At 72.4% G+C, this 24205-nt stretch carries 19 protein-coding genes; 18 read left to right on the forward strand and 1 reads right to left on the reverse strand.

Features of this window, described 5'->3' with window-relative positions; translation table 11 throughout:
* Window positions 1–26: 26 nt before the first annotated feature.
* Window positions 27–1061 (reverse strand): AAA family ATPase, encoded by a 1035-nt coding sequence (locus IO39_RS45175; protein WP_439331506.1) that lies wholly within the window; start codon window positions 1059–1061, stop codon window positions 27–29.
* 415 nt (window positions 1062–1476) lie between these two features.
* Between IO39_RS45175 and mraZ the strand changes: the two genes are divergently transcribed.
* The 18 genes from mraZ (at window position 1477) to IO39_RS45275 (ending at window position 23949) form a co-directional block, all read left to right on the forward strand.
* Window positions 1477–1908 (forward strand): division/cell wall cluster transcriptional repressor MraZ, encoded by a 432-nt coding sequence (mraZ, locus tag IO39_RS45180; protein WP_043639693.1) that lies wholly within the window; start codon window positions 1477–1479, stop codon window positions 1906–1908.
* A 224-nt stretch (window positions 1909–2132) separates the two neighbouring features.
* Entirely contained in the window at window positions 2133–3098 is a 966-nt protein-coding gene (gene rsmH / locus IO39_RS45185; protein ID WP_043639696.1) for a 16S rRNA (cytosine(1402)-N(4))-methyltransferase RsmH, read from the forward strand.
* A complete protein-coding gene (locus IO39_RS51645; protein WP_052424193.1) occupies window positions 3088–3807 on the forward strand; it encodes a hypothetical protein in 720 nt (239 codons plus the stop codon). Before rsmH ends, IO39_RS51645 begins: the two co-directional genes overlap by 11 nt.
* Before the next feature lie 1022 nt (window positions 3808–4829).
* Window positions 4830–6560, forward strand: coding sequence for a peptidoglycan D,D-transpeptidase FtsI family protein (locus tag IO39_RS60010; protein ID WP_500690344.1), 1731 nt, complete (start codon window positions 4830–4832; stop codon window positions 6558–6560).
* A 40-nt stretch (window positions 6561–6600) separates the two neighbouring features.
* Window positions 6601–8130 (forward strand): UDP-N-acetylmuramoyl-L-alanyl-D-glutamate--2,6-diaminopimelate ligase, encoded by a 1530-nt coding sequence (locus tag IO39_RS45210; RefSeq protein WP_043638686.1) that lies wholly within the window; start codon window positions 6601–6603, stop codon window positions 8128–8130.
* Entirely contained in the window at window positions 8130–9677 is a 1548-nt protein-coding gene (locus IO39_RS45215) for a UDP-N-acetylmuramoyl-tripeptide--D-alanyl-D-alanine ligase (RefSeq protein ID WP_043638689.1), read from the forward strand. Before IO39_RS45210 ends, IO39_RS45215 begins: the two co-directional genes overlap by 1 nt.
* Window positions 9674–10729, forward strand: coding sequence for a phospho-N-acetylmuramoyl-pentapeptide-transferase (gene mraY / locus IO39_RS45220; RefSeq protein WP_043638693.1), 1056 nt, complete (start codon window positions 9674–9676; stop codon window positions 10727–10729). Before IO39_RS45215 ends, mraY begins: the two co-directional genes overlap by 4 nt.
* Window positions 10729–12117: a UDP-N-acetylmuramoyl-L-alanine--D-glutamate ligase gene (gene murD / locus IO39_RS55660; RefSeq protein ID WP_043638695.1), complete on the forward strand. Its 1389-nt coding sequence runs from the start codon at window positions 10729–10731 to the stop codon at window positions 12115–12117. The genes mraY and murD overlap by 1 nt, the downstream gene beginning before the upstream one ends.
* Entirely contained in the window at window positions 12101–13405 is a 1305-nt protein-coding gene (gene ftsW / locus IO39_RS45230) for a putative lipid II flippase FtsW (protein ID WP_439331507.1), read from the forward strand. Before murD ends, ftsW begins: the two co-directional genes overlap by 17 nt.
* Window positions 13406–13417: 12 nt before the next feature.
* On the forward strand, window positions 13418–14494 hold the full coding sequence (gene murG / locus IO39_RS45235) for an undecaprenyldiphospho-muramoylpentapeptide beta-N-acetylglucosaminyltransferase (protein ID WP_043639708.1): 1077 nt from the start codon (window positions 13418–13420) through the stop codon (window positions 14492–14494).
* Window positions 14491–15888, forward strand: a complete 1398-nt coding sequence (murC, locus tag IO39_RS45240; protein ID WP_043638697.1) for a UDP-N-acetylmuramate--L-alanine ligase — start codon at window positions 14491–14493, stop codon at window positions 15886–15888. The genes murG and murC overlap by 4 nt, the downstream gene beginning before the upstream one ends.
* 121 nt (window positions 15889–16009) lie before the next feature.
* A complete protein-coding gene (locus IO39_RS45245; RefSeq protein ID WP_043638700.1) occupies window positions 16010–16678 on the forward strand; it encodes a cell division protein FtsQ/DivIB in 669 nt (222 codons plus the stop codon).
* Window positions 16679–17013: 335 nt separating this feature from the next.
* Window positions 17014–18486, forward strand: coding sequence for a cell division protein FtsZ (gene ftsZ, locus IO39_RS45250; RefSeq protein WP_043638702.1), 1473 nt, complete (start codon window positions 17014–17016; stop codon window positions 18484–18486).
* Between the two features lie 123 nt (window positions 18487–18609).
* Complete coding sequence (locus IO39_RS45255) at window positions 18610–19302, forward strand: YggS family pyridoxal phosphate-dependent enzyme (protein WP_043638704.1); 693 nt, start codon at window positions 18610–18612, stop codon at window positions 19300–19302.
* A gap of 138 nt (window positions 19303–19440) precedes the next feature.
* Entirely contained in the window at window positions 19441–19941 is a 501-nt protein-coding gene (locus tag IO39_RS45260) for a cell division protein SepF (protein ID WP_043638705.1), read from the forward strand.
* A gap of 80 nt (window positions 19942–20021) precedes the next feature.
* Window positions 20022–20315: a YggT family protein gene (locus IO39_RS45265; protein ID WP_043638707.1), complete on the forward strand. Its 294-nt coding sequence runs from the start codon at window positions 20022–20024 to the stop codon at window positions 20313–20315.
* Window positions 20316–20420: 105 nt separating this feature from the next.
* Window positions 20421–21299, forward strand: a complete 879-nt coding sequence (locus IO39_RS45270; RefSeq protein ID WP_043638710.1) for a DivIVA domain-containing protein — start codon at window positions 20421–20423, stop codon at window positions 21297–21299.
* Window positions 21300–21570: 271 nt separating this feature from the next.
* Entirely contained in the window at window positions 21571–23949 is a 2379-nt protein-coding gene (locus IO39_RS45275) for a hypothetical protein (protein WP_157549859.1), read from the forward strand.
* The last annotated feature ends 256 nt before the right edge of the window (window positions 23950–24205 follow it).

Here is a 24205-nt window from a genome sequence, read left to right on the forward strand (position 1 = left end):
ACTCAACGCGTGACCTCGCCGGCCCATCAGTTGCCCCGCGTCTCCGGCACCGGCACGCGCCTGACCAGATCCGTCACCACCTGCTCGGGCAGGCGGCGCTGCCCCTGCGCCTCGACGCTGGGCAGCAGCCGGTGCGCCAGCACGGGGATGGCCAGGTCCTGGAGGTCGTCGGGGATGACGTAGTCGCGTCCGGCCAGCGCCGCGTGCGCCCTGGCCGCCCGTACGAGCTGCAGCGTGGACCTCGGGGAGGCGCCCAGCCGCAGGTCGGGGGAGTGGCGGGTGGCCACCACGAGGTCGATGGCGTATTTCTTGACCGCCTGCGAGACGTAGATGCCGCGTACGGCCTCGATGAGGGCGCGCACCTCCGCCGTGGTCGCCACCGGCTCCAGCTTGTCGAGCGGCGAGGTGCCCCCGTGCACGTCGAGCATCTCCAGCTCGGCGGTCGGCTCGGGGTAGCCCATCGCCACGCGCGCGGTGAAGCGGTCGCGCTGCGCCTCGGGCAGGGGATAGGTGCCCTCCATCTCGATCGGGTTCTGGGTCGCGATCACCATGAACGGCGTCTCGAGCGGGTACGTCCGCCCGTCCACCGTCACCTGGTGCTCCTCCATGCACTCCAGCAGCGCGGACTGCGTCTTGGGGGAGGCACGGTTGATCTCGTCGCCCACCACGATGTTGGCGAACACGGGCCCGGGCTTGAACTCGAACTCCCGCGTCTGCTGGTTGTAGGCGCTGACCCCGGTGATGTCGCTGGGCAGCAGGTCCGGGGTGAACTGCACCCGCCGGACGGGGCAGTCGATGGAGCGGGCGAGCGCCTTGGCCAGCATGGTCTTGCCGACGCCCGGCACGTCCTCGATCAGGAGGTGGCCCTCCGCGAGCAGGACGGTCAGCGTGAGGCGGACGGCGTCCCCCTTGCCCTCGATCACCGATTCGATGGCCTGCCGAATCCGGTGGGCTGTGGAGACCAGCTCGTCGAGCTGGGGAGGGACGTCATGGGTTACTGCCACCAGGCCTCCATGAGAAGTGCGACGGCCGTCCCGGTACGGTGCCTTTGCGGGAGCCATGCCATTCCTTTTCCATTGTCTGTACGACCCTACGACGCTGTGGGTTCTTGAGCGACATTTGTGGATATTCCAGCGAACACCGCTGAACTTCCGGTTCTTGTCCCATAGGGGTGCGAATCCGGTGACACGCGGGGCCCGTGGGGCGCCCCACTTTCCTCCACCCGGAGCCCCCCGAACCCCCGCGCCCCCTATTTCCACGGACTTTCAAACCCTCGACACGCCCATGAGGGTTGGCCGCCCGCCCACCCCCCTCCACGCCGCCCCATCGCTCTGACCTGCGGTAACGCAACGGAAACCGATGATGAAGACGGTTCGAATCAGTTGACGGTGGGGAGAAGTGGAGTATGGTGGTGCGCAGTGGAGGGCCCGGTGCACCAGCGCTGAGCGCTTCACTGAGGCACGGGAGGTGGGGCCGGTGTTCCTCGGCACCCATCAACCGCGTCTGGACGACAAGGGACGGCTGTTCCTGCCGGCTAAGTACCGTGAGGAGCTGGCGGAGGGTCTTGTGATCACCAAAGGCCAGGAGCGATGCCTCTACGTCTTTCCCGTGGAGGAGTTCCAGCGCATTACCGAGGCTCTCAGCACCGCCCCGGTCACCGCCAAGGCGGTGCGTGACTACAGCCGCGTCTTCTTCGCCAGCGCGTCCGACGAGAAACCAGACAAGCAAGGGCGCATCACGATCCCACAGGCCCTGCGGCAATACGCGGGTCTGGAACGTGACTGCGTCGTCATCGGGGCCAACACCCGGCTGGAGATCTGGGACGCACAGGCCTGGGACACCTATCTCAGCGCGCAGGAGCAGGCGTTCGCCGAGCTGTCGGAGGAGGTGCTGCCAGGGATCTTGTAGTGACCACGGTCGATCCGTCGGTGATGTCGTTCGGCGAGGTCTCCACCCGCAACCACTGTCCGCCAGCTGATGCACCTTCCCCGGTGTCAGATGGCGGGCGTCCACGAAGAGGGTGCGGATGGGGACCTGGCCGGGCGGCACCGGGTGGGGACCCAGCAGAATGACCGGCGATCGATCGGACAACGCGTCATCCGCGAGCAAGGGCGCGAAGAGGGGGGTTGGAGATGGACGACGACGCCGGCATGGGCGGTCACGTACCGGTGATGCTCGAGCGCGTTCTGGAGCTGCTCGGCCCCGCGCTGGCCCGGCCGGCCCCGGTCGTCGTCGACGCCAACCTCGGCCTCGGCGGCCACTCGGAGGCCCTGCTCGCCGCCCACCCCGGGCTGCACCTGATCGGCATCGACCGCGACCCTTTCGCCGTCGACTTCTCCACCCGCAGGCTCGCCCCCTACGCGGAAAGGATCACCCTGGTCCACGCCTCCTCCGCCGACCTGGCCGGCGTGCTCGCCCGTACGGGCCGCGCCTCGGTCGACGGAGCGCTGTTCGACCTCGGGGTCTCCTCACCGCAGCTCGACGAGGCCGAGCGCGGGTTCGCCTATTCCTATGACGCGCCGCTCGACATGCGCATGGACACCTCGCAGGAGCTGACCGCCGAACGCGTCGTCAACGACTACCCGGCCGCGGAGCTGACCCGCATCCTGCGTGACTACGGCGAGGAGCGCTTCGCCGCCCGGGTGGCGGGGCTGATCGTCAAGGAGCGTGCCAAGGACCCCATCACGTCGACCAAGCGGCTGGCCGACATCGTACGCGCGGCCATCCCCGCCGCGACCCGGCGTACCGGGGGAAACCCTGCAAAACGGACTTTTCAGGCGTTGCGCATCGAGGTGAACGCGGAGCTGTCCGCCCTGGAGGCGGCGCTGCCCGCGGCGCTCGACGCGTTGACGCTCGGTGGGCGAGTCGTCGTGCTCTCCTACCACTCACTGGAGGACCGGCTCACCAAGCAGGCCCTCACGGCGCGAACCAGGGACACCAGCCCCCCGGGGCTGCCCGTCCCGCTACCGGCTCACCAGCCGAGGTTCCGCCTGCTGACGAGGGGAGCGGAGCTCCCAAGCGACGAAGAGCTCGCCCGCAACCCGCGGGCGGCCTCGGCCCGGCTACGGGCGGCAGAGAGGATCCGTGTTGACGACTGAGCAGGAGACCGGCGGGGGCGCGCCCGGCCGCCGTGCCGTGCCCAAGACGGGCACGCGCCGGTCGGCGGCCCAGCCCCAGTCCAAGCCGCGTCCCCGTCCGGAGGCGCGGCGCGAGGCCGAGGCCAAGCGTGCGGCCGCCGAGCGGGCGCGCGCCGAGTCCGCCGGCGAACGCGTGCGCGGCTCCGGCGTGCGCGGCGCCGAGGTGCGTGGTTCCGGCGAGCGTGGTGCGGGCACACGGGCGCGCGGCGCGGCCGGCGGGCAGGAGGCGCCGGCCGTCGAGCGCGTGCGCGGCCGCGGGACGCCGGCCGCCGAGCGGGCGCGCGGGACGGCCACGGGCAAGCGGCCGGTGGGCGGGCGCACGCGAGCCGGGGCCGGTCCGGGCCGGGCCACGCCGCGGCGCGGTCCCGCGCGCCGGCAGCGGGCGCCGTTCGTGCTGCTCGTCGTCGGGCTGCTCTGCGGCGGCCTGGTGAGCCTGCTGCTGCTCAACGTCATGCTCGCCCAGGACGCCAGCACCGACGCCACGCTGCGCAAGCAGATCGCCGAGGCGCAGCTCGAGAACGAGCAGCTCGACCAGCGCTACCTGCTCAAGACGCAGCCGGAGAACATCGCCGAGCTGGCCGAGAAGCAGGGCTACGGGTCCGACTGGGACAAGGTCAACAGCTGGAGCAGCGCGGGCGACCAGGCGAGCCGGGTGGACACGGAACGGTGAGGGAATCAGGCGGCAGGGGACAGGGTCCCGGCCGCGGCGCTGGCGGCGCCGGCTCTCAGGGAGGGCCAGGCGCCGCTCGTCGTACGCCGGGCGGACCCGGGCGGGCGGGGCGGCAAGGGGGCCCTGCCCGTTCCGACGGGACGGGCCGTCCGGCCTCGCCGGAGAACCCGCCCCGGCGGCCCCGTGACCGGAACGACCCCCTCGACCTGCCCTTCGGCCGCGAGACCTTCGGCCGCGACGACGACCGCGCGCGCCCCGGGCAGGAGGCGGGGGACGAGCAGCGCGGCCGCCCGCGCCAGGACCGCGCCGCCGACGGCCGCTCGCGCCAGGACCGGGGGGACGAGGCCCGGGGCCGCTCCCGCCAGGATCGTGACGCCGACGGGCGTGGTCGTTCCCGCCAGGATCGTGACGACGAGGGGCGGGGCCGCCCCCGTCCGGGCCGCGACGGCGAGGGACGCGGCCGCTCCCGCCAGGAGCAGGGCGACGAGGCCCGGGGCCGGTCGCGCCCGGCCCGGGGGGACGGCGCCCGGGGTGACGGTGACCGGGGCAGGTCGCGTGACGACGCCCCTCGCGGGCGTTCCCGCGAGGAGGGCCCGCGCGCGCGGCCCAGGGACGAGCGGACCGGCGCCCGGTCGCGCGCCGAGGCCGGCGACGACGGGCGCGGGCGGTCCCGCGACGACGCCGGGCGGTCGAGGAGCCGGGGCGCCCAGGGGCGTGAGGAGGCCGAGCGGCTCAGGGCGCGCGTACAAGGGCGTGACGAGCGGGCCGCCGGCGGCCGGGGCGACGCGGCGCGGGGCACGGGCCCGCGCGGCGACGCCGGGCGGCCGGGGGGCGAGGACGCCCGCAGGCGGAGCCGCCAGGAGGACCCGCCGGCCCGCCGCGCCCAGGACGGCCCCTCGCGGCGCCCGCCGGGCGGCGCCGCCCGCCCGCAGGAGACCGAGCGGCCGGCGCGGCGCGGCGGCGACGTGCCGCCGCCCCGGGGCCCGAGACGGCCGCCACCGCGCCCGCCCAGGCCGCCGCTGGTGCTGCGGCTGGGCAGCCCGCGCAGGCGCATCAACTTCGGCCTGATCGGCATGACGTTCGTGCTGTCGATCTTCGCCGGGCGGCTCATCCAGATGCAGGGGCTCGACTCCAAGGTCTACGAGGAGGCCGCCGCCGACCAGCGCCAGCACACCGAGGTCATCCCGGCCAAGCGCGGCTCCATCACCGACGTCAACGGCCACGACCTGGCCGTCACCGTCGAGGCCCGCGAGGTGTCGATCGACCCGACCAAGGTGCCGGCCGACGTGCGCCCGAAGGTGGCCAGGATCCTGGCCCAGCAGCTCGGCAAGGACGAGCAGGAGATCGCCACGAAGCTGGCCAGAACGGGCACCCACTACCAGCTCCTGGCCAGAGACGTCGATCCCGTCGTGGCCACGCGCCTGCTGCAGGCCCGCGTGCCCGCGCTGTCGGCCAAGGAGACCTACCGCCGGCTCTACCCGGCGGGCGACCTCGCGGGCAGCCTCATCGGGTTCGTCGGCGACGAGGGCAGCGGCCTGGGCGGCATGGAGCAGGCGAAGAACTCGCTGCTGGCCGGCCGCGACGGCGAGCAGCGGGTCGAGACGGGCCGCGACGGCCAGCGCATCCCGATGACCAGCCACCAGCGCACCGCGCCCGTGGACGGCAAGGACGTGCGGCTGACCATCGACCGCGACATCCAGTGGGCCGCGCAGAAGTCGATCGGCGAGCAGGTGGAGAAGTCGGGGGCCGACAGCGGCACCGTGATCGTCATGGACGTGCAGACGGCGCAGATCGTCGCCATGGCCAACGCGCCCGAGCTCGACCTGAACAACTGGCGCAAGGCCCCGGCGACGAGCTACATCAACAAGGCCGCCGCCGACGTGTTCGAGCCGGGCAGCACGAACAAGGTGATCACCGCCGCCGCCGCGCTGGAGGCCAAGGCCGTCACGCCCGACACGGTCTACCAGGTGCCCGACCGGATCAGGTGCGCCGACCAGGTGCTGCGCGACGCGCACGCGCACAAGACGGAGGCGATGACCTTCCGGCAGGCCATGGCGCAGTCGAGCAACGTGGCCACCATCATGGCGGCGCGCGAGGTCGGCAGCCAGAAGCTGTATGAGATGCTCAGGGCGTTCGGGTTCGGCAGCAGGCCGGGCGGCGGGATCCCCAGCGCCGAGGCGGGGCTGCTGCCCGACTACCGCAAGTGGTCGGGCAGCCAGCAGTGCACGGTCGCCTACGGGCAGGGCGTGTCGGTGACCGCGCTGCAGATGGCCAGCGTCTACCAGACGATCGCCAACGGGGGCGTCAAGATCGAGCCGCAGATCGTGGCGGGCACGACGGACGCGACGGGCAGGTTCGTTCCGGCTCCCGCAGGTAAGCAGAGCAGAGTGGTGAGCGAAACGACGGCCAAGGAGATCACGACGATGCTGGAGAGCGCGGTGGGTGCCGAGGGCACGGGCCAGCTCGCCGCCATCGACGGTTACCGGGTGGCGGGCAAGACGGGCACGGCCAACCGCTACGATGCCGAGCTCGGCCGTTACGAGGGCTACACGGCCTCGTTCGTCGGGTTCGCGCCGGCCGACCGGCCGCGGCTGGTGGTGCTCTCGGTGCTGCAGAACCCGAAGAAGGGCCATTTCGGCGGGCAGTTGGCGGCCCCCGTCTTCAAGGATGTGATGACGTTCGCCATCAAGAGCAAGAAGATTCCTCCCACAGGCTCCGCCGCGCCGACGGTGCGTACGCGCGCCGGACAGTGACCAGGGAAGGTACGCTCTCGCCGTGCGTCCCCCGTCGTCTATGCGTCCCAGGACCAGCCCGCCTCGCCCGCTGACCGGGCTCGCGACCATGCTCGACGCCGATTCCGGCACGTCGCGGTCGCCCCATGCCGCCCTGACCGGCGTCACCATCGACTCCCGCAGCGTCAGACGCGGCGATCTCTACGTGGCCCTGCCCGGCAGCCGGGTCCACGGCGCCACGTTCGCCGCCGACGCGATGGCCCGGGGGGCGGTGGCCGTGCTCACCGACCGCGCCGGGCGCGACGCGGCGGTGGCCACCGGGCTGCCCGTGCTCATCGTGTCCGATCCGCGCGCCCTGCTGGGGCAGATCGCCTCCTGGGTCTACGGGCAGCCGGCCCACGACCTGCAGATCCTCGGCGTCACGGGCACCAGCGGCAAGTCCACGACCACGTTCATGCTGGAGGCGGGCCTGCGGGCCGCCGGGCACCGGGCCGGCCTGGTGGGCGGGGTCGAGATCCACGTGGGCGAGCTGGCCTTCCAGCCCACGCTGACCACGCCCGAGGCGTCCGACCTGCACGGGCTGTTCGCCCTGATGCGCGAGGAGGGCGTGACGGCGGCGGCCATGGAGGTCTCCAGCCACGCGCTCGCGCTCGGCAGGGTCGACGGCATCTACTACGACGTCGCCCTGTTCACCAACCTGTCGCAGGACCACCTCGACTTCCACAAGGACTTCGAGGACTACTTCGCCACCAAGGCGAAGCTGTTCCAGCCGGAGCTGAGCCGCCTGGGCGTGACCAACATCGACGACCGCCACGGGCGCGAGCTGCTCGGCCTGGCGAAGGTGCCGATGACCACGTTCTCGGCGCTGGGCGACCCGGAGGCCGAGTGGCGGGCGGTGGACGCCAGGCTCGGGTCCGACGGCAGCGTCTTCCGCGTGGTGGGCCCCGGCGGCGTCGAGGCCGACGCGCAGGTCGCGCTGCCCGGCCCGTTCAACGTGGCCAACGCGCTCGGCGCCATCGTCACGCTCGTCGAGGCCGGGGTGCCGCTGCACACGGCCGTGCACGGCGTGGGCTCCCTGGCCGGGGTCCCGGGGCGGATGCAGCGGGTCACGGGCGCCCAGGACGACTTCCAGGCCGTCGTGGACTACTCCCACAAGCCGGGCGCCGTGGAGTCGGTGCTGCGCTCGCTGCGCACGGTCACGGACGGCACGCTGACGATCGTGCTCGGCTGCGGCGGCGACCGCGACAAGGGCAAACGGCCCATCATGGGGGAAATCTCCGCCCAGCTCGCCGATGTGGCCATTTTCACGAGCGACAATCCCCGCTCGGAGGATCCGCTGGCCATCCTCGCGGCGATGATGGAGGGAGCGCTCCGCGTTCCCCAGCACGACCGCGCTCATGTGATCATTGAGCCCGACCGCGCTGCCGCCATCGGCCTGGCGATCGCCCGTGCCGGGCGCGGCGACGTGATCGTCGTCGCGGGCAAGGGTCACGAGCAGGGCCAGTACGTTTCAGGCGAGGTGATCCCCTTCGACGACCGCGAAGTGGTCGCCGAAGCGATCGACGCACGCAAGGAAAGCAGGAAGCACTAATGATCCCGTTGCCTCTGGCCAGGATCGCCGAGATAACCTCGGGCGCCCTGTCGGGCATGGCCGATCCCCGCGCGGTGGTGCGCGGGCCCGTCGTGATCGACTCGCGGGCCGTAGAACCGGGATCCCTGTTCGTCGCCATCAAGGGCGCGCGGGTCGACGGTCACGACTACGCCGCGCAGGCCATCCGGGCCGGAGCCGTCGCCGTGCTGGCCACCAGGCCGGTCGAGGGGCCCGCGGTGATCGTGCCCGACACCGCCGCCGCGCTCGCCGAGCTGGCCGCGGCCCAGGTCCGCGCCCTGCCCAAGGCCACCGTCATCGGCGTGACCGGCTCGGCGGGCAAGACCACCACCAAAGACCTGCTGGCCCGGCTCACCGGGCGGATCGGCGCCACCATCGCGCCCGTGGGCAGCTTCAACAACGAGCTCGGCCACCCGCTGACCGTGCTGCGCGCCGACCTCGACACCCGCTACATGGTGCTGGAGCTGGCCGCCCGCAACATCGGCCACATCAAGGAGCTGACCCGCATCGCGCCGCCGCAGATCGGCGTGGTGCTCAACGTCGGCACCGCGCACCTCGGCGTGTTCGGCGGCAAGGAGGCCATCGCCAAGGCCAAGGGCGAGCTGGTGGAGTCGCTGCCGCGCTCGGGCGTGGCCGTGCTCAACGCCGACGACCCGCTGGTGCGCGGGATGGCCACGCGCACCGACGCGCGCGTCACCTTCTACGGGCGCGCCGAGTCCGCGGCCATCAGGGCCGAGGGCGTCGTGATGGACGCCACCGGGCGCGCCTCCTTCACGCTGCGCACCCCCTCGGGGGCCGCGCACGTGTCCCTGAAGCTGTACGGCGAGCACGCGGTCGAGAACGCGCTGGCCGCCGCCGCCGCCGGATACGAGCTGGGCCTGCCGGTCGCCACCATCGCCGAGGAACTGTCGGAGGCCACGCCCCGCAGCCGCTGGCGGATGGAGGTCACCGAGCGGGCCGACGGAGTGACCGTGGTCAACGACGCCTACAACGCCAACCCCGACTCCATGCGGGCCGCCTTCGGGACGTTCGGCGTGCTGGGCAAGGGGCGGCGGCGCTTCGCGGTCATCGCGGCGCTGCGCGAGCTGGGCGACGACTCGCCCGCGCTCAACGCCGAGCTGGGCCGGCTGGCGGGCGGGTCCGGGCTGGCCGGGCTGATCGTGGCCGGGCCCAACGCGGAGCCGGTGCTGCGGGGCGCCCACGAGGCCGCCCAGCAGGCGGCCCAGCAGGCCGCCCAGCAGGCCGCCCAGCACGCAGCACAGGGCGCGCCGCGGCCGGGCGGGCAGGCTCAGGGCGGGCAGGCTCAGGGCGGGCAGGCTCAGGGCGGGCAGGCTCAGGGCGGGCAGGCTCAGGGCGGGCCGCCCGGGTACGGAGAGCCGACGCGCATCGTGCACGTGCCCGACGCCGAGGCCGCGGCGGCCGAGCTGGCCGCGTGGCTGCGGCCGGGCGACGCCGTGCTGATCAAGGGACCGAGGGCCATGGGCCTGGAGCGGACGGCCGAGCTCGTGCTCGGGGGTGCCACCCAGTGATCAACATCGTCATTGCCGGCGCGGTGGGACTGATCCTGTCGATGCTCGGCACCCCCCTGGCGATCAGGCTGTTCTCACGGCGCGGCATCGGCCAGAACGTCCGGGAGGAGGGTGTGCAGGCCCATCTCGGCAAGAAGGGCACCCCCACGATGGGCGGCATCGTGTTCGTGCTCGCCGCCCTGCTCGCCTACGGCGCCTCCCACCTGGCCATGCTGGAGCCCCCGACCGTGTCGGGCATGCTGGTGCTGTTCCTCATGACGGGGCTGGGCGCGGTCGGCTTCCTCGACGACTTCATCAAGATCTACAAGCAGCGCAGCCTCGGCCTGCGCAGCGGCGCCAAGGCGCTCGGCCAGCTCGTCGTCGGCGCGGTCTTCGCGGTCCTGGTGACGCGCCAGCCCAACGTCTACGGCATCACCCCCGCCGAGACCCGCGTGTCGTTCCTGCGCGACATCGGCCCCTCGATCGGCATCGTCGGGTTCACGATCTGGGTGCTCATCATGATCGTCGGGTTCTCCAACGCGGTGAACCTCACCGACGGTCTCGACGGCCTGGCCAGCGGCGCCACGGGCGCGGTGCTGGCCGCGTACGTGCTGATCGGCAACTGGCAGCTGCGCAACAACTGCATCGACCAGCTCGGCCCCAACTGCTACTGGGTGCGAGATCCGCTCGACCTGGCCGTGGTGGCCTCGGCGGTGCTGGGGGCGCTGATCGGGTTCCTGTGGTGGAACGCGCCGCCCGCCAAGATCTTCATGGGTGACACCGGCTCGCTGGCCCTGGGCGGCGTGCTGGCCGGGCTGGCCATCGCCACCCGCACCCAGCTGCTGCTGATCATCCTCGCCGGCCTGTGCGTGGTCATCACGCTGTCGGTCATCATCCAGGTCGGCTCGTTCAAGATGACCGGCAAACGTGTGTTCAGAATGGCCCCCCTGCAGCATCACTTCGAGCTCAAGGGCTGGGCCGAGACCACGATCGTGGTCCGTTTCTGGCTGATCGCGATCCTGTGCGCGGCGCTCGGGCTGGGGCTGTTCTACGTGGAGTGGATGCCCAAGTAATGACGTACACCTGTGTGGCCGGGCTCGGCGTGTCCGGCACCGCCGTGGCCAAGGTGCTGGCCGGGCGCGGCGAGCGAGTCGTGGTCGTCGAGGCCGTGGAGGGCGAGCGCCAGCTCGCCGCCGCGGCCGAGCTGGCCCGGCTCGGCGTGGAGACCCGCTTCGGCGAGATGGTCCTGCCCGAGGGGGTGGCGCGCGTGGTCACCACCGGGTGGCCGCCGCACCACCCGCTGATCGCCGCCGCGCTGCGGGCCGGCGTCGAGGTCGTCGGCGAGGTGGAGCTGGCCTGGCGGCTGCGGCCGCCGCAGGCCGCCCCCTGGCTGGCGCTGACCGGCACCAACGGCAAGACCACCGCCGTGCGCATGCTCACCTCGATGCTGACCGCGGCCGGGCGCAAGGCCCTGGCCGTGGGCAACGTGGGGGTGCCCGTGGTGCGGGCCGTCGCGGAGCCGTACGACGCGCTGGCGGTCGAGCTGTCCAGCTTCCAGCTCCACTGGTCGGGCACGCTGGCCCCGCACGCCGCGGCCATCCTCAACGTGGCGCCCGACCACCTCGACTGGCACGGCTCCATGGAGGAGTACGCCGCCGCCAAGGGCCGCATCTACGAGCGCGCCGGCACCGTGATCTTCAACGCCGACGACCCCGAGGCCACCAGGCTGGCCGAGCCCTACCCCGGCGCCGTCGGGTTCACCCTGCGCGTGCCCAGGAGCGGGCAGCTCGGCCTGGTGGAGGACCTGCTGGTCGACCGGGCGTTCGTGGCCGACCCGGTCGAGGCGGCCGAGGAGCTGGCAACGCTGGCCGACGTGCGCCCCTTCGCCCCGCACAACGTGGCCAACGCGCTGGCCGCCGCCGCGCTGGCCCGCTCGCTCGGCGTGCCGTCCGAGGCCGTGCGCCAGGGGCTGCGCGACTTCGTGCCCGACCCGCACCGGCTGGCCCACGTCGACCGGATCGGCGAGGTCGACTACGTCGACGACTCCAAGGCCACCAACCCGCACGCCGCCGCCGCGGCGCTGATGTCGTACCCGTCGGTGGTGTGGGTGGCGGGCGGGCAGCTCAAGGGCGCCGACGTCGACGAGCTGGTGCGTCAGGCCGCGCCCCGGCTGCGTGCGGCGGTGCTGCTCGGCGCCGATCGGGCCAGGATCGCCGAAGCCATCGCGCGACACGCGCCGAATGTCCCGCTCGTGGACATCCCGGATCGGGACACTGGTGCGATGGAAAGAGTCGTCACCGAAGCCGCCCGGCTGGCCTCGCCCGGGGACACCGTGCTGCTCTCCCCGGCGGGGGCCTCGCTGGACATGTTCGCCAACTACCCGGCGCGGGGGGAGGCCTTCGCGCGCGCCGTGCGCGGGCTGCGGGCACGGGCGGAAGCGCGACGTGAGCACGAGCGCTGAGGAGCGGGAGCGCGAGCGGGTGCCGCCGCGGGCCGCGGCGCGTCAGGAGGGGCCGGCGAGCTGGGCCCGCGAGCAGCTCGGCACGCTCAAGGAGCTGCTCGACAGGCCGCTGACCACCTACTACCTGATCATCATGTGCAGCGCGCTGCTGCTCGCGCTCGGACTGATGATGGTGCTGTCGGCCTCCAGCATCGAGGCGCTGCAGAAGACCGGCAGCCCGTTCTCGTGGTTCATCAAGCAGTCGCTGTCGGCGGCGCTCGGCGTGCCCGTGATGTACGCGTGCTCGCGGCTGCCGGTCAAGTTCTTCCGCTGGGCCGGCTACCCGCTGATGGCGTTGTCGATCATCGCGCTGGTCATGGTGCTGTTCATCGGCTCCTCCGAGCTGGGCGCGCAGCGGTGGATCTACATCGGCCCGCTGACCGTGCAGCCGTCAGAGCCGGCCAAGCTCGGGCTCGTGCTGTGGGGGGCCGACCTGCTGGCCAGGCGGGCGCGGCAGGGCCGCATCGAGTGGCGGCAGCTGCTCATCCCGCTCATGCCCGGCACGGCGATCCTGGCCGTCATGGTCATGCTCGGCCGCGACCTGGGCACCACGCTGGTGCTCTTCATGATCTTCCTGTCGCTGCTGTGGGTGGTGGGCGCGCCGATCAAGCTGTTCGGCGGCATCCTGGCGCTGGCCGTGCTGGCGGCGATCATCATGATCAGGGTGGAGCCGTACCGGATGGCGCGCATCGGCGCCTTCCTCGACCCGTGGGCCGACGCGCAGGGCGCCGGCTACCAGGCCGTCCAGGGGCAGATCGCGATGGGCTCGGGCGGCTGGTTCGGGCTCGGGCTGGGCAGCAGCCGGCAGAAGTGGAGCTGGCTGCCGCACGGCGAGAGCGACTTCATCTTCGCCATCGTGGGCGAGGAGCTGGGGCTGATGGGCACGCTGATGGTGGTGGCGCTGTTCGGGCTGCTCGGCTATGCCGGGCTGCGCGTCGCCGTCCGGGTCAACGACCCCTTCATCAGGCTCTCGGCCGCCGCCATGGTGGCCTGGATCGTGGGGCAGGCGACCGTCAACATGGGCGCCGTGCTCAGCGTGCTGCCGATCACGGGCATCCCGCTGCCGCTGGTCTCGTACGGCGGATCCGCCCTGCTGCCCACCCTCGCCGCGCTCGGCATGCTGCTGTCGTTCGCCAAGCGCGAGCCGGGCGCGCGTGAGGCCTTGGCCGCTCGTGGCCCCGGACCGGCCGCCCGGGCCCTAAGCTGGCTTGGCCTGGGGGGTAGGACCAAAGGCCGAGTGACACGTTAGGGAGTGACCGAGATGAGGGTGGTCCTCGCCGGTGGGGGGACAGCCGGGCACATCGAGCCCGCGCTGGCCCTCGCGGACGCGCTGCGCCGTCTTGACGCGGGCGTCGGCATCACCTGCGTGGGCACGGAGCGCGGCTTGGAGTCGCGGCTCGTGCCCGCCAGGGGCTACGAGCTGGAGCTGGTGCCGGCCGTGCCGCTGCCCAGGTCGATCACTCCGAGCCTGCTGACCGTGCCCGGCAGGCTGGCCGGGGCGATCAACGCCACCGTGGCCATCCTCGACCGGGTCAAGGCCGACATCCTGGTCGGCTTCGGCGGCTACGTCGCCACGCCCGCCTACCTGGCGGCCAAGCGGCGCGGCGTGCCCATCGTGGTGCACGAGGCCAACCCCCGCCCCGGCCTGGCCAACCGGCTGGGCGCGCGGCTGACCGACCACGTCTTCAGCGGCTTCCCCGACGCCGCGCTGCCCAAGGCCGAGTTCATCGGCACCCCGCTGCGCCGCGAGATCGTCACGCTCGACCGGCTGTCCACGGGCGACAAGGCGCGCTCGTGGTTCGGGCTGGAGAACGACCGGCCGACCCTGCTGGTGTTCGGCGGCTCGCAGGGCGCCAGGTCGATCAACGAGGCCGCGCTGGCCGCCGCCCCGGTGCTGCGCCGGGCCGGCGTGCAGGTGCTGCACGTGCTGGGCCCCACCAACACCGTCGAGCACGAGCCCCCGCCCGGCGACCCGCAATACGTCCTGCTGCCCTACGTCGACCGCATGGACCTCGCCTACGCCGCCGCCGACGTGGCCCTGTGCCGGAGCGGCGCGCTGACCTGCGCCGAGCTGACCGCGGTCGGCCTGCCCGCGGCCTACGTGCCGCTGCCGCACGGCAACGGCGAGCAGCGGCTCAACGCCGAGCGCATCGTGCGCGGCGGCGGCGGCCTGCTGGCCGACGACGCCGAGCTGACCGCCGAGTGGATCATTCACAACGTGCTGCCCATCCTCCACGACCCCGAACGGGTCGCCGTCATGTCGGAGGCCGCCTCGCGGCTGGGGAGGAAGGACGCCGATATCATGCTTGCCAGGAAAGTGTTGGAGATAGCCCGATGAGTCTCGTCAAGCTGGTCGATCCCGTCACCGTAGAAGAGCTGGGGCGGGTGCACTTCATCGGCATAGGCGGCGCCGGGATGTCGGGCATCGCCCGCATCCTGCTCAAGCGCGGCGTGCGGGTGACGGGCAGCGACGCGCGCAGCTCCGAGCAGATCACCGAGCTGCGCGAGCTGGGCGCCACCGTGCACATCGGCCACGCCGCCTCCCACATCAGAGACGTCGACACCGTGGTCGTCTCCACCGCCATCCGCGACTCCAACCCCGAGCTGGGCGAGGCGCTCAAGCGGGGCCTGCGGATCATCCCGCGGGCCGCCGCGCTGGCCTCCGTCATGGCCGGGCGCACCGCGGTCGCCATCGCCGGCACCCACGGCAAGACCACCACGACCTCCATGCTCACCGTGGCGCTGCAGAAGTGCGGCGCCGACCCGTCCTACTGCGTCGGCGGGCAGCTCGTCACCACCGGGCTCGGCGCCGACGACGGGCAGGGCGGCGTGTTCGTGGCCGAGGCCGACGAGAGCGACGGCTCCTTCCTCATGCTCGCCCCCGACATCGCCGTGGTGACCAACGTCGAGGCCGACCACCTCGACAACTACGGCGACCCGCGGGCGGTGCACGACAGCTTCGCCAGGTTCGCCGACCGCGTCGGCTCGCTGCTCATCGCCTGCGCCGACGACCCCGGCTCGGCGGAGCTGGCGCGGCGCGCCGCGGAGCGCGGGCTGCGGGTCAGGACCTACGGCCTGGAGGGCGCCGACTACCGCGTGACCGGCGTCAGGCCCGACGGGTTCGGCACGGTGTTCTCCATCGAGGGCAGGGGCGAGGTGCGGCTGGCCGTTCCCGGGGCCCACAACGCGCTCAACGCCACCGCGGTGATCGCCGTGGCCGACGAGCTGGGGCTTCCGTTCGAGGAGATCAGAGAGGGCCTGGGGGCCTTCACCGGGGCCAAGCGGCGCTTCGAGGCCAAGGGCGAGGCCGGCGGCATCGCGGTGTTCGACAGCTACGCCCACCATCCGACCGAGCTGGCCGCCGACCTGCGGGCCGCCCGCGACGTCGTGGCCTCCTACTCCGGCACCGGGCGGGTCATCGCCGTCTTCCAGCCGCACCTCTACTCGCGCACCCGCTTCTTCGCCGACGAGTTCGGCGCGGCGCTCGGGCTCGCCGACGAGGCGATCGTGCTCGACGTCTACGGCGCCCGCGAGGACCCCGAGCCCGGCGTGTCCGGGGCCATGGTGGCCGGGCGGGTGCCGCTGCCGCCGGAGCGGGTGGCCTACGCGCCCGACCGCGCGGCGGTGCCGGCGCTGGTCGCCGAGCGCGCCCGGCCCGGCGACATCGTGCTCACGATGGGCGCGGGCGACATCACCGAGCTGGGGCCGCAGATCGTCGCCAGGCTGTCCTGAGACCCCCGTCGGGGGAGGACCGCCGTATGGGCGTGGCGCGCGGCGTCGCGCCCTGCGGCGGCGTAGGTTCGGTGCCGACACGGGGCCGGCGTGATCCCCGTGAGCCAGTGGTGGGAGGGCGATGAAAGCGCGCAGGGCGTTCCTGGTGCTGCTGACCGCGGGGGTGGTGGGCTCGGCCGCGTGGCTGGTGTTCTTCTCGCCCGTGCTGGGGGTGCGTTCGATCGAGATCGTGGGAAATCTCACAGTGCCGAGCGAGCGCATCAAGCAGCAGGCCGGCGTGGCCGACCTGCACCCCCTGGCCACCGTCAACCTCGCCGACGTCGAGACCCGCGTGCTGGGCATCAGACAGCTCGCCTCCGCCAAGGTCGACCGGGTCTGGCCGGGCACGCTCAAGATCCAGGTGGTCGAGCGCGAGCCCGTCGCCGCGATCCCGGCCGGCGGGAAGGTGGCGATCGTCGACGGGCAGGGCGTGGTGATCGAGGTCAAGGACGCCGCGCCGCCCTTGCTGCCGCTGCTCAAGGTCGACCGTCCCGTTCCCGGCGACCCCGCCATGACGGCCGCGCTCAAGGTCGTCCAGGCCGTGCCGGGCGAGGTCGCGGCCAAGGTCAGGCAGGTGCACGCGGGCACGGCCGAGGGCGTGACGCTGCACTTGTCCGACGGGCGCACCGTCATCTGGGGCGGCGCCGACCGGCCCGAGGAGAAGGCCCGCATCCTCAGCTCGCTGCTCAAGCGCGAGAGGGCGGCCAGGTCCTACGACGTCAGCTCCCCCGACGTGGTGACGCTGAAGTGATCGTGATCGTCAGGGTCTGGCAACCGAGGGGCAAGGCCATCGCCGAGCCTGTGCGAGGCGGGGCCCGCGGCGTGAGAGCCTGTAACCCGGACTTTCGGCGAAGGAGTGCCGCCACCAGGCGCGACTGCGGAGCGAAACGGACAGCCCGCGACACGCCGGACGTGCTTGCGGCGCGGTTAGTTGACCCGCCCGGAGCGTAACTCCTACTGTCCGTATCAATCCTCAGGTTGACATAAATCTAAATCTCAACCTGAGGTTGAGAGTTACCCGAACTGACAAAAGCGGAGACAATCCGCACCGAAATGGCAAGTCAACGAGCGGAAAGGCCCCTCGTCGTGGCAGCACCGCAGAACTACCTCGCGGTCATCAAGGTCGTCGGCATCGGCGGCGGCGGAGTCAACGCCGTCAACCGGATGATCGAGGAGGGACTCAAGGGCGTCGAGTTCATCGCGATAAACACCGACGCCCAGGCGCTGCTGATGAGTGACGCCGATGTGAAACTCGACGTGGGCCGTGAGCTCACGCGCGGACTGGGCGCGGGCGCCAACCCCGATGTCGGCCGCAAGGCGGCCGAGGACCACCGTGAGGAGATCGAGGAGGTCCTCAAGGGGGCCGACATGGTCTTCGTCACGGCGGGCGAGGGCGGCGGCACCGGCACGGGCGGCGCGCCCGTCGTGGCCAACATCGCACGGTCACTCGGCGCGCTCACCATCGGTGTCGTGACCCGGCCGTTCAGCTTTGAGGGACGCCGCAGGGCCTCGCAGGCCGAAGCGGGCATCGAGACGCTGCGCGACGAGGTCGACACGCTGATCGTGATTCCCAACGACCGGCTGCTGTCGATCTCCGACCGGCAGGTGAGCGTGCTCGACGCGTTCAAGGCGGCCGACCAGGTGCTGCTGTCCGGTGTCCAGGGCATCACCGACCTGATCACCACTCCCGGTCTGATCAACCTCGACTTCGCCGACGTGAAGTCGGTCATGTCGGGCGCAGGTTCGGCCCTCATGGGCATCGGCCACGCCCGGGGCGACGACCGCTCGGTGGCGGCCGCCGAGATGGCGGTCTCCAGCCCGCTGCTGGAGGCCAGCATCGACGGCGCCCACGGCGTGCTGCTGTCCATCGCGGGCGGCTCCGACCTGGGCCTGTTCGAGATCAACGAGGCGGCCCAGCTCGTCTCGATGGCCGCCGCGCCCGACGCCAACATCATCTTCGGCACGGTCATCGACGACGCCCTCGGCGACGAGGTGCGCGTGACGGTGATCGCGGCGGGCTTCGACGACGTGCCGGGGCCGACGGAGAAGCAACTGCCGCGCCCGGCGGGCCGCCCGGCCGCCGCGCCGCCTCCCTCGCCGCCTCCATCGTCTCCTGTGCGGCCCAGCGTGGCCTCCCCGAGCGTGAAGTCCGAGCCGCCCGCGCCGCGGGCTGAGGTGCGCCCTGAGCCGCGTCCCGAGCCCCGTGCGGAGTTCAGGCCCGAGTCGCGTCCCGAGCCCCGGCCGGAGCCGCGTCCCGAGCCGCGCGCGGAGTTCAGGCCGGAGCCGCGCCCCGAGCCGCGCGCGGAGTTCAGGCCCGAGCCGCGTCCCGAGCCCCGGCCGGAGCCGGTGCGCCCGGTGGAGCCGCTGCGGGCCGCCGAGAGCGACGCCGGTGATCCCGACGACGAGCCCTCGGGCCCCGTCTCGATCCCCCGGCCCGCGCCCGAGCCCGCCACCCCGCCCACGCCCATCACCTCCCGCATGTCGGAGCCCCCCAAACGTCATCGCGTGATCTTCGAGGAGCAGGAAGAGGAACTCGACGTTCCCGACTTCCTCAAATAGCCGTCAAAGAGAGGACCGCCTGACGCCGCTCCCCGCAGGGACCCGGGAGCGGCGCCGTCGTGCGTACGGCCGAGCGCGACCACGTGCGGCGGCCAGGACACCGGTAGTCGAGAGGAACAGCACGTGAGAAGGGACGAGATCGCGGCCGGTCTCGCCGAGGTCGACGCGCGCATCGCCGAGGCGTGCCACGCCGTGGGCCGCGACCGGAGCGAGGTCACGCTGATCGCCGTCACCAAGACGCGCCCCGCCGAGGACGTGCGCATCCTGTCCGGCCTCGGCGTGCGCGACGTCGGCGAGAACCGCGACCAGGAGGCCGCCCCCAAGGCGCACGAGCTCGCCGACCTGCCGCTCACCTGGCACTTCGTCGGCCAGTTGCAGACCAACAAGGTCCGCTCCGTGGTCGGGTACGCCGACGTGGTCCACTCCGTCGACCGCCTCAGGCTGGTGGAGGCGCTCGGCAAGGAGGCCGTCAGGCAGGGCCGCGAGGTCGGCTGCCTGATCCAGGTCGCGCTCGACGACGACCCCGCCAGAGGCGGCGTCCGCCCCGCCGACCTGCTCGCGCTCGCCGACGAGGTGGCCCTGACCGAAGGGCTCCGGCTGGGCGGCGTGATGGCGGTGGCGCCGCTGGGCGAGGAGCCCGCCAAGGCGTTCGCCCGGCTGAGGGACCTGGCGACGCGCCTGCAGGAGCAGCACCCCCGCGCCACCATGATCTCCGCCGGCATGAGCGAGGATCTCGTGGAGGCCATCGCCTACGGCGCGACACACGTGCGGGTCGGTACGGCGTTGCTCGGTCGTCGCAAGCCCTTCGTCAGGTAATGTCCCCTCAAGTGGGTCTTCAGGCCCATGACCAAGTAGAGGTCGATCAACGGTGAGCTCCAGGGGGGTACGCCTACCGCCTCGGACACGGCGACGGGCCCGAGCGAGTGCGACCATGAGCAGGAGGACGACGTAGCGATGGCCGGCGCGATGCGCAAGATGGCGGTCTACCTCGGTCTCGTGGAGGACGACCGCTACGAGAGGTATGAGAACTACACCGACGACTACGCCTACGAGGACGACGTCCAGCGTACCGGCGAAGAGCGTCCCGTGGCGGTCCAGGACCGCGACGACGAGCCGGACGCCGCGGTCCCCGCGCCCAGGCCCACCACCACCATCGTGGAACGCCGCACGACCGACCTGGCTCGCATCACGACCCTCCACCCCCGCACGTACAACGAGGCCCGGACGATCGGCGAGCACTTCCGCGACGGCACCCCGGTCATCATGAACCTGACCGAGATGGTTGACAGTGACGCGAAGCGGCTCGTCGATTTCGCGGCAGGTCTTGTCTTTGGCCTACATGGCAGCATTGAACGTGTTACCAACAAGGTGTTCCTGTTGTCCCCTGCCAATGTCGAGGTGACCGCCGAGGACAAGGCCCGAATCGCGGAACGCGGGTTCTTCAATCAGAGTTAGAGTCTCTGTATGCCTATCGGACCCAGCCTGGTCTCACCGAGACCGGGAGGGCACATCAGAAGTGGAGGCGCGGCCGGGCCGTGGAGATCGTCAGTGGGATCTTGGTCGTTGTCCTGTCCCTCTATTTGGTGCTGCTCATCGGCAGGATGATCTTTGAGACCGTGCAGGCTTTCGCCCGCCAATGGCGGCCTTCGGGCGTTGTGCTGGTGCTGGCGGAGGCCACATACACCGCAACAGACCCACCACTCAAGTTCCTCCGCCGTTTCATTCCGCCGCTCCGGTTGGGTACGGTGGCCTTTGACCTAAGCTTCACTGTCCTGTTCATCGTGGTTCTGATCTTGATTCAGATCGCGGGATCGCTGGCACCGCGATGAGGAGGACATGTGGGGCGCAGGTCGTGATCCAACTCGTGTCCGCGCTGAGGTGATTCGGGTTACCGTCCTCCGGACAGACTCCAAGCGCGCCAAGGAGACCAAAAAATGCCGCTGACGCCCGCTGATGTGCGGAACAAGCAGTTCAGTACCACCCGGTTGCGGCCGGGCTACGACGAGGAAGAGGTCGACGCCTTCCTCGACGAGGTGGAGGCTGAGCTCGACCGCCTGATCCAAGAGAACGAGGAGCTCCGCGCCAAGCTGGCCGAGTGCCTGCGCGGGAAGGTGCCGGGCGGCATGAACATGCCCATGGCCTCCGCCCCGGTCCAGGAGCAGCCCAAGCCCGAGATGATGGCCCCGCCGCAGCCGGAGCCCATGCGGGCCCCCGAGCCGCCGCCGGTGCAGCAGCAGCCCCCGGTCCCCGTGGCCATGAACATGCCTCCCGCCGAGGACAACATGGACACCGCGGCCCGCGTGCTCGCGCTCGCCCAGCAGACCGCCGACCAGGCGATCGCCGACGCCCGCCGGGAGGCGGACGAGACGGTCACCCGCGCCCGCCGCGAGGCCGACGAGATCCTCACCAAGGCGCGCCGCCAGGCCGAGCAGGTCATCGGCGACGCCCGCGCCCGCGCCGAGACGCTCGAGCGCGACGCGCAGGAGCGCCACCGCCAGGCCATGGGCTCGCTGGTGCAGACCCGCGACGAGCTCGAGCGCAAGGTCGAGGAGCTGCGCAGCTTCGAGCGCGAATACCGCAGCAGGCTCAAGCTCTACCTGGAGAACCAGCTCGCCGAGCTCAACGTCTCCGCGGAGGGCAGCGGCGGCTTCCCGGTCATGTCCGGCGGACCGCAGGGCCAGGCTCCCGCCATGTCGCACGCCGTGCCGCAGGGTGGCCAGCCGCCTCTTCCCGGTGGTCCGAGCCCGTTCGGTGGCGAGGCTCCGCAGGGCGCGTTCCCCGGTGGTGACGGCCCCCACAACGATCGCAGGTAAAGTAGAGGGTCACTGGGATCTGGCACCGGACCTCGCCAGGATGCTGCGCTCTTGTTCTGTCGGTCTTGACCGTTAGGGTTGGTGTGACGGCGATAGCCAAGCCGGCACGTTCGACGGCCCCAGGGCATGGGGTTGCGGCGCGGGGAGCCCTCCAGGCGTTGGCCGGGGCCGAGAACCGCGAACCACCTGGGGCAACCCGGGAATCCTCGCTCGTCATGGGCGGGGAGGATGTCAATCGAAAGAGCCCCCTGTGATCCTTATCAGTGCTGGTTTGGTGCTCGCGGCAGTGGTTCTGCTGATCGCGGGTTTCGTACTGGCGAAGCCGTTCCTGATCATGTGGTCCATCGTGGTCAGCGTGCTGTCCGCGCTGTTCCTGGTGATCGGGGCGTTCCTGCGGCGGAACGAGCTTTTTCCCGGAGGTGGGCAGGCCGCTGCGCCGGCCACCCCCCCGAAGGGGCTGATGCCTTCCGCGCCGCCGTACAACCAGACCGGTCCGATGGCTCACCAGCAGCCGCCTCCGCAGCCCCGGCCGCATCCGCAGGCGCCGGGCCGGACGGCGACCGTGCCCGCCCCTGCCCCCGCCCCCCGCCGTCCCGCGGCGAGCGGCATCGCGCCGGACGCGATCGTGCTGGTGATCCCGGGGCGCAAGCGCTACCACGTCCCCGGCTGCAGGCAGCTGGTCGGCCGGGATCACGAGGAGCTCACCTACGAAGAGGCGCGCGAGGAGGGCTTCACGCCCTGCACGACGTGCCTGCCCGACGCAGCGCTCGGCGGACGGCAGCTGCCCCCTGCCGCCGACCCCGAGCCCGTCGTCGCCCCCGGCCCGGCTCCCGCCGTGATGCCGGCCACGGAGTCCCGCGCGGACCAGCCCGCGGGCCGGCCCATGGAGAGCCCCGCCAGCGGCGCCGCCGAGAGCCCCGCCAGCAGCCCTGCCAGCAGCCCTGCCGGGAGCTCCGCGGAGACCCGCGACCTACGTCCGCCGGTCGTCTCGCCGAAGCCCGACACGAAGGCTTCCACCCCCGACCCGGAGTCCGCAGCCGCCCACGAGGAAGGCGCGACCGGGTGGTTCGGCCGCTCCCCGGCCGGTCAGGGCAAGAGCACCCCCTCCGCCGCCCCCGAACCGGATGCGGATGAGGAGCAGGCGGAGAACCAGACTTCCTATTTCCCCACCCCGCCGTTCGCCCGCAAGCCCGCCTCGGGCTCCGCTTCCGGCCCCGCCACGGGTTCGGGCTCCGGCCCGGGTTCGGGCTCCGGCCCGGGCTCGGCCACGGGTTCCGGCTCCGCTTCCGGCTCCGGTTCCGGCTCCGCTTCCGGTTCCGGCTCGGGCTCGGGTTCCCCGGCGGCCGGTGCCAAGTCCGGGCAGGCTGGAGCGTCCTCCGAGACCGCCGGGCGCTCCGAGCCCAAGCCCGGGCAGGCCGGGGCCAAGACCGCCTCACCGGCCGGCAAGACCGCCTCTTCCGCCTCCACGGCCGACCAGCCGGGGGGCTCTGCGGCCGGACCTGAGCAGAGCGGCGGCAAGCCTGGGCAGACCGGCAGCGCCGGACCTGGGCAGGCCAGTGGCGCCAGGCCCAAGCAGACCGGTGGCGGTAAGCCTGTGCAGGCCGGTGGTGGGTCCGGCCAGGCCGGGGCTTCCTCTTCGGCCGGTGGCAAGAGCGGGCAGGCCGGTGGGAAGGCCGGGCAGTCCGCCGGTGACAGGAATGGGCGATCCCCTGGGGCGGCCGGGCAGGACGATGATCCGGAGACGGCGCCGCAGCCGCGCGTGAACGCGTTCGGGATGCCGGAGCCGCCGGACGACGGCGGCAAGGCGGCCGAGCGGCCGTCCGGGGCCCTGGCGGAGCCGTCCTCCGAGACCGTGATCCTGCACGAGCGGCCCGCGTCCTCCGCCGAGTCGACCGCCAAGCCCAAGGGGCCGTTGCCCGCGGGTGCCCCGGCCAAGTCACCGGGAGCCGCGTCGGCGGCCGTTCCGGGGAAGGCTGAGCCCGTACGCCCGCCTTCGTCCAGGGACGGTGTGTCCAAGGGAGAGGCGCCGAGAGGCGGGGCCGGCGGTGCGGCTCCCAAGAGCGGTGCGGCCCCCTCCACGACGCCCAAGAACGGGCCCTCTCCGGCCGCGACGCCCAGGAGCGGTCCTTCGCCGGTGGCGGCGCCCAAGGATGGGCCTTCCTCGGCTTCGGCCGCCACGCCCAAGAACGGGCCGTCCTCGGCTGTGACGCCCAAGGGCGAGCCATCCGCGGTCGCCTCGCCCAAGGGCGGGCCTTCGTCGGGCGGGGCGTCCAAGCCTGGCTCCTCGCCTGCTGCCCGTCCTCCGGCTCCCGGGGGGTCCGGGAAGGCGCAGGGCTCTGGTGGCAAGGCCGAGGCTTCCAAGGCCGAGGCTTCCAAGGCCGAGGCTTCCAAGGCTGAGACTTCCAAGGCTGAGACTTCCAAGGCCAAGGCCGGCGACGAACCCGCCGAGGGCGGTGCCGGGAGCGGCAAGGGCGGGCGGCCCGGGACGGTGAAGGTGATCATCGGCACCCGCCGCTACCACAGCACCAACTGCCCGTTGATCAGGGGCGCGGGTGAGACCGGCGTGGAGACGATGACCCTCGCGGCGGCCGAGGCGGCCGGGCTGACGAGCTGCTCCGTGTGCCAGCACGATCGCGAGACGGTCGGCTAGAAGCGGCCCGCGGCTCACACAGAGGGCTCACACAGAGGGCTCACACAGAGGGCTCACACTGGGGCCGGCAGCTCTCCCGGTGGACGGGCGATACCTCGCTGCGGGGTGCCGCTTCTCTGCGGTGCGGGCCTTCGTGCGGCGCGAGGCGTTCGGGGGCGCGGGCTGTGACGGTGCACCGAGGAACGGCGGCGTGGCGCTCTGAGCTCGGTCGTGGGCACCGCTGTGTGTCGCGGCCGGGGCAAGGGGCGCGCCCTGG

It is taken from the genome of Nonomuraea candida, assembly GCF_000725485.1.
Lineage (GTDB): Bacteria > Actinomycetota > Actinomycetes > Streptosporangiales > Streptosporangiaceae > Nonomuraea > Nonomuraea candida.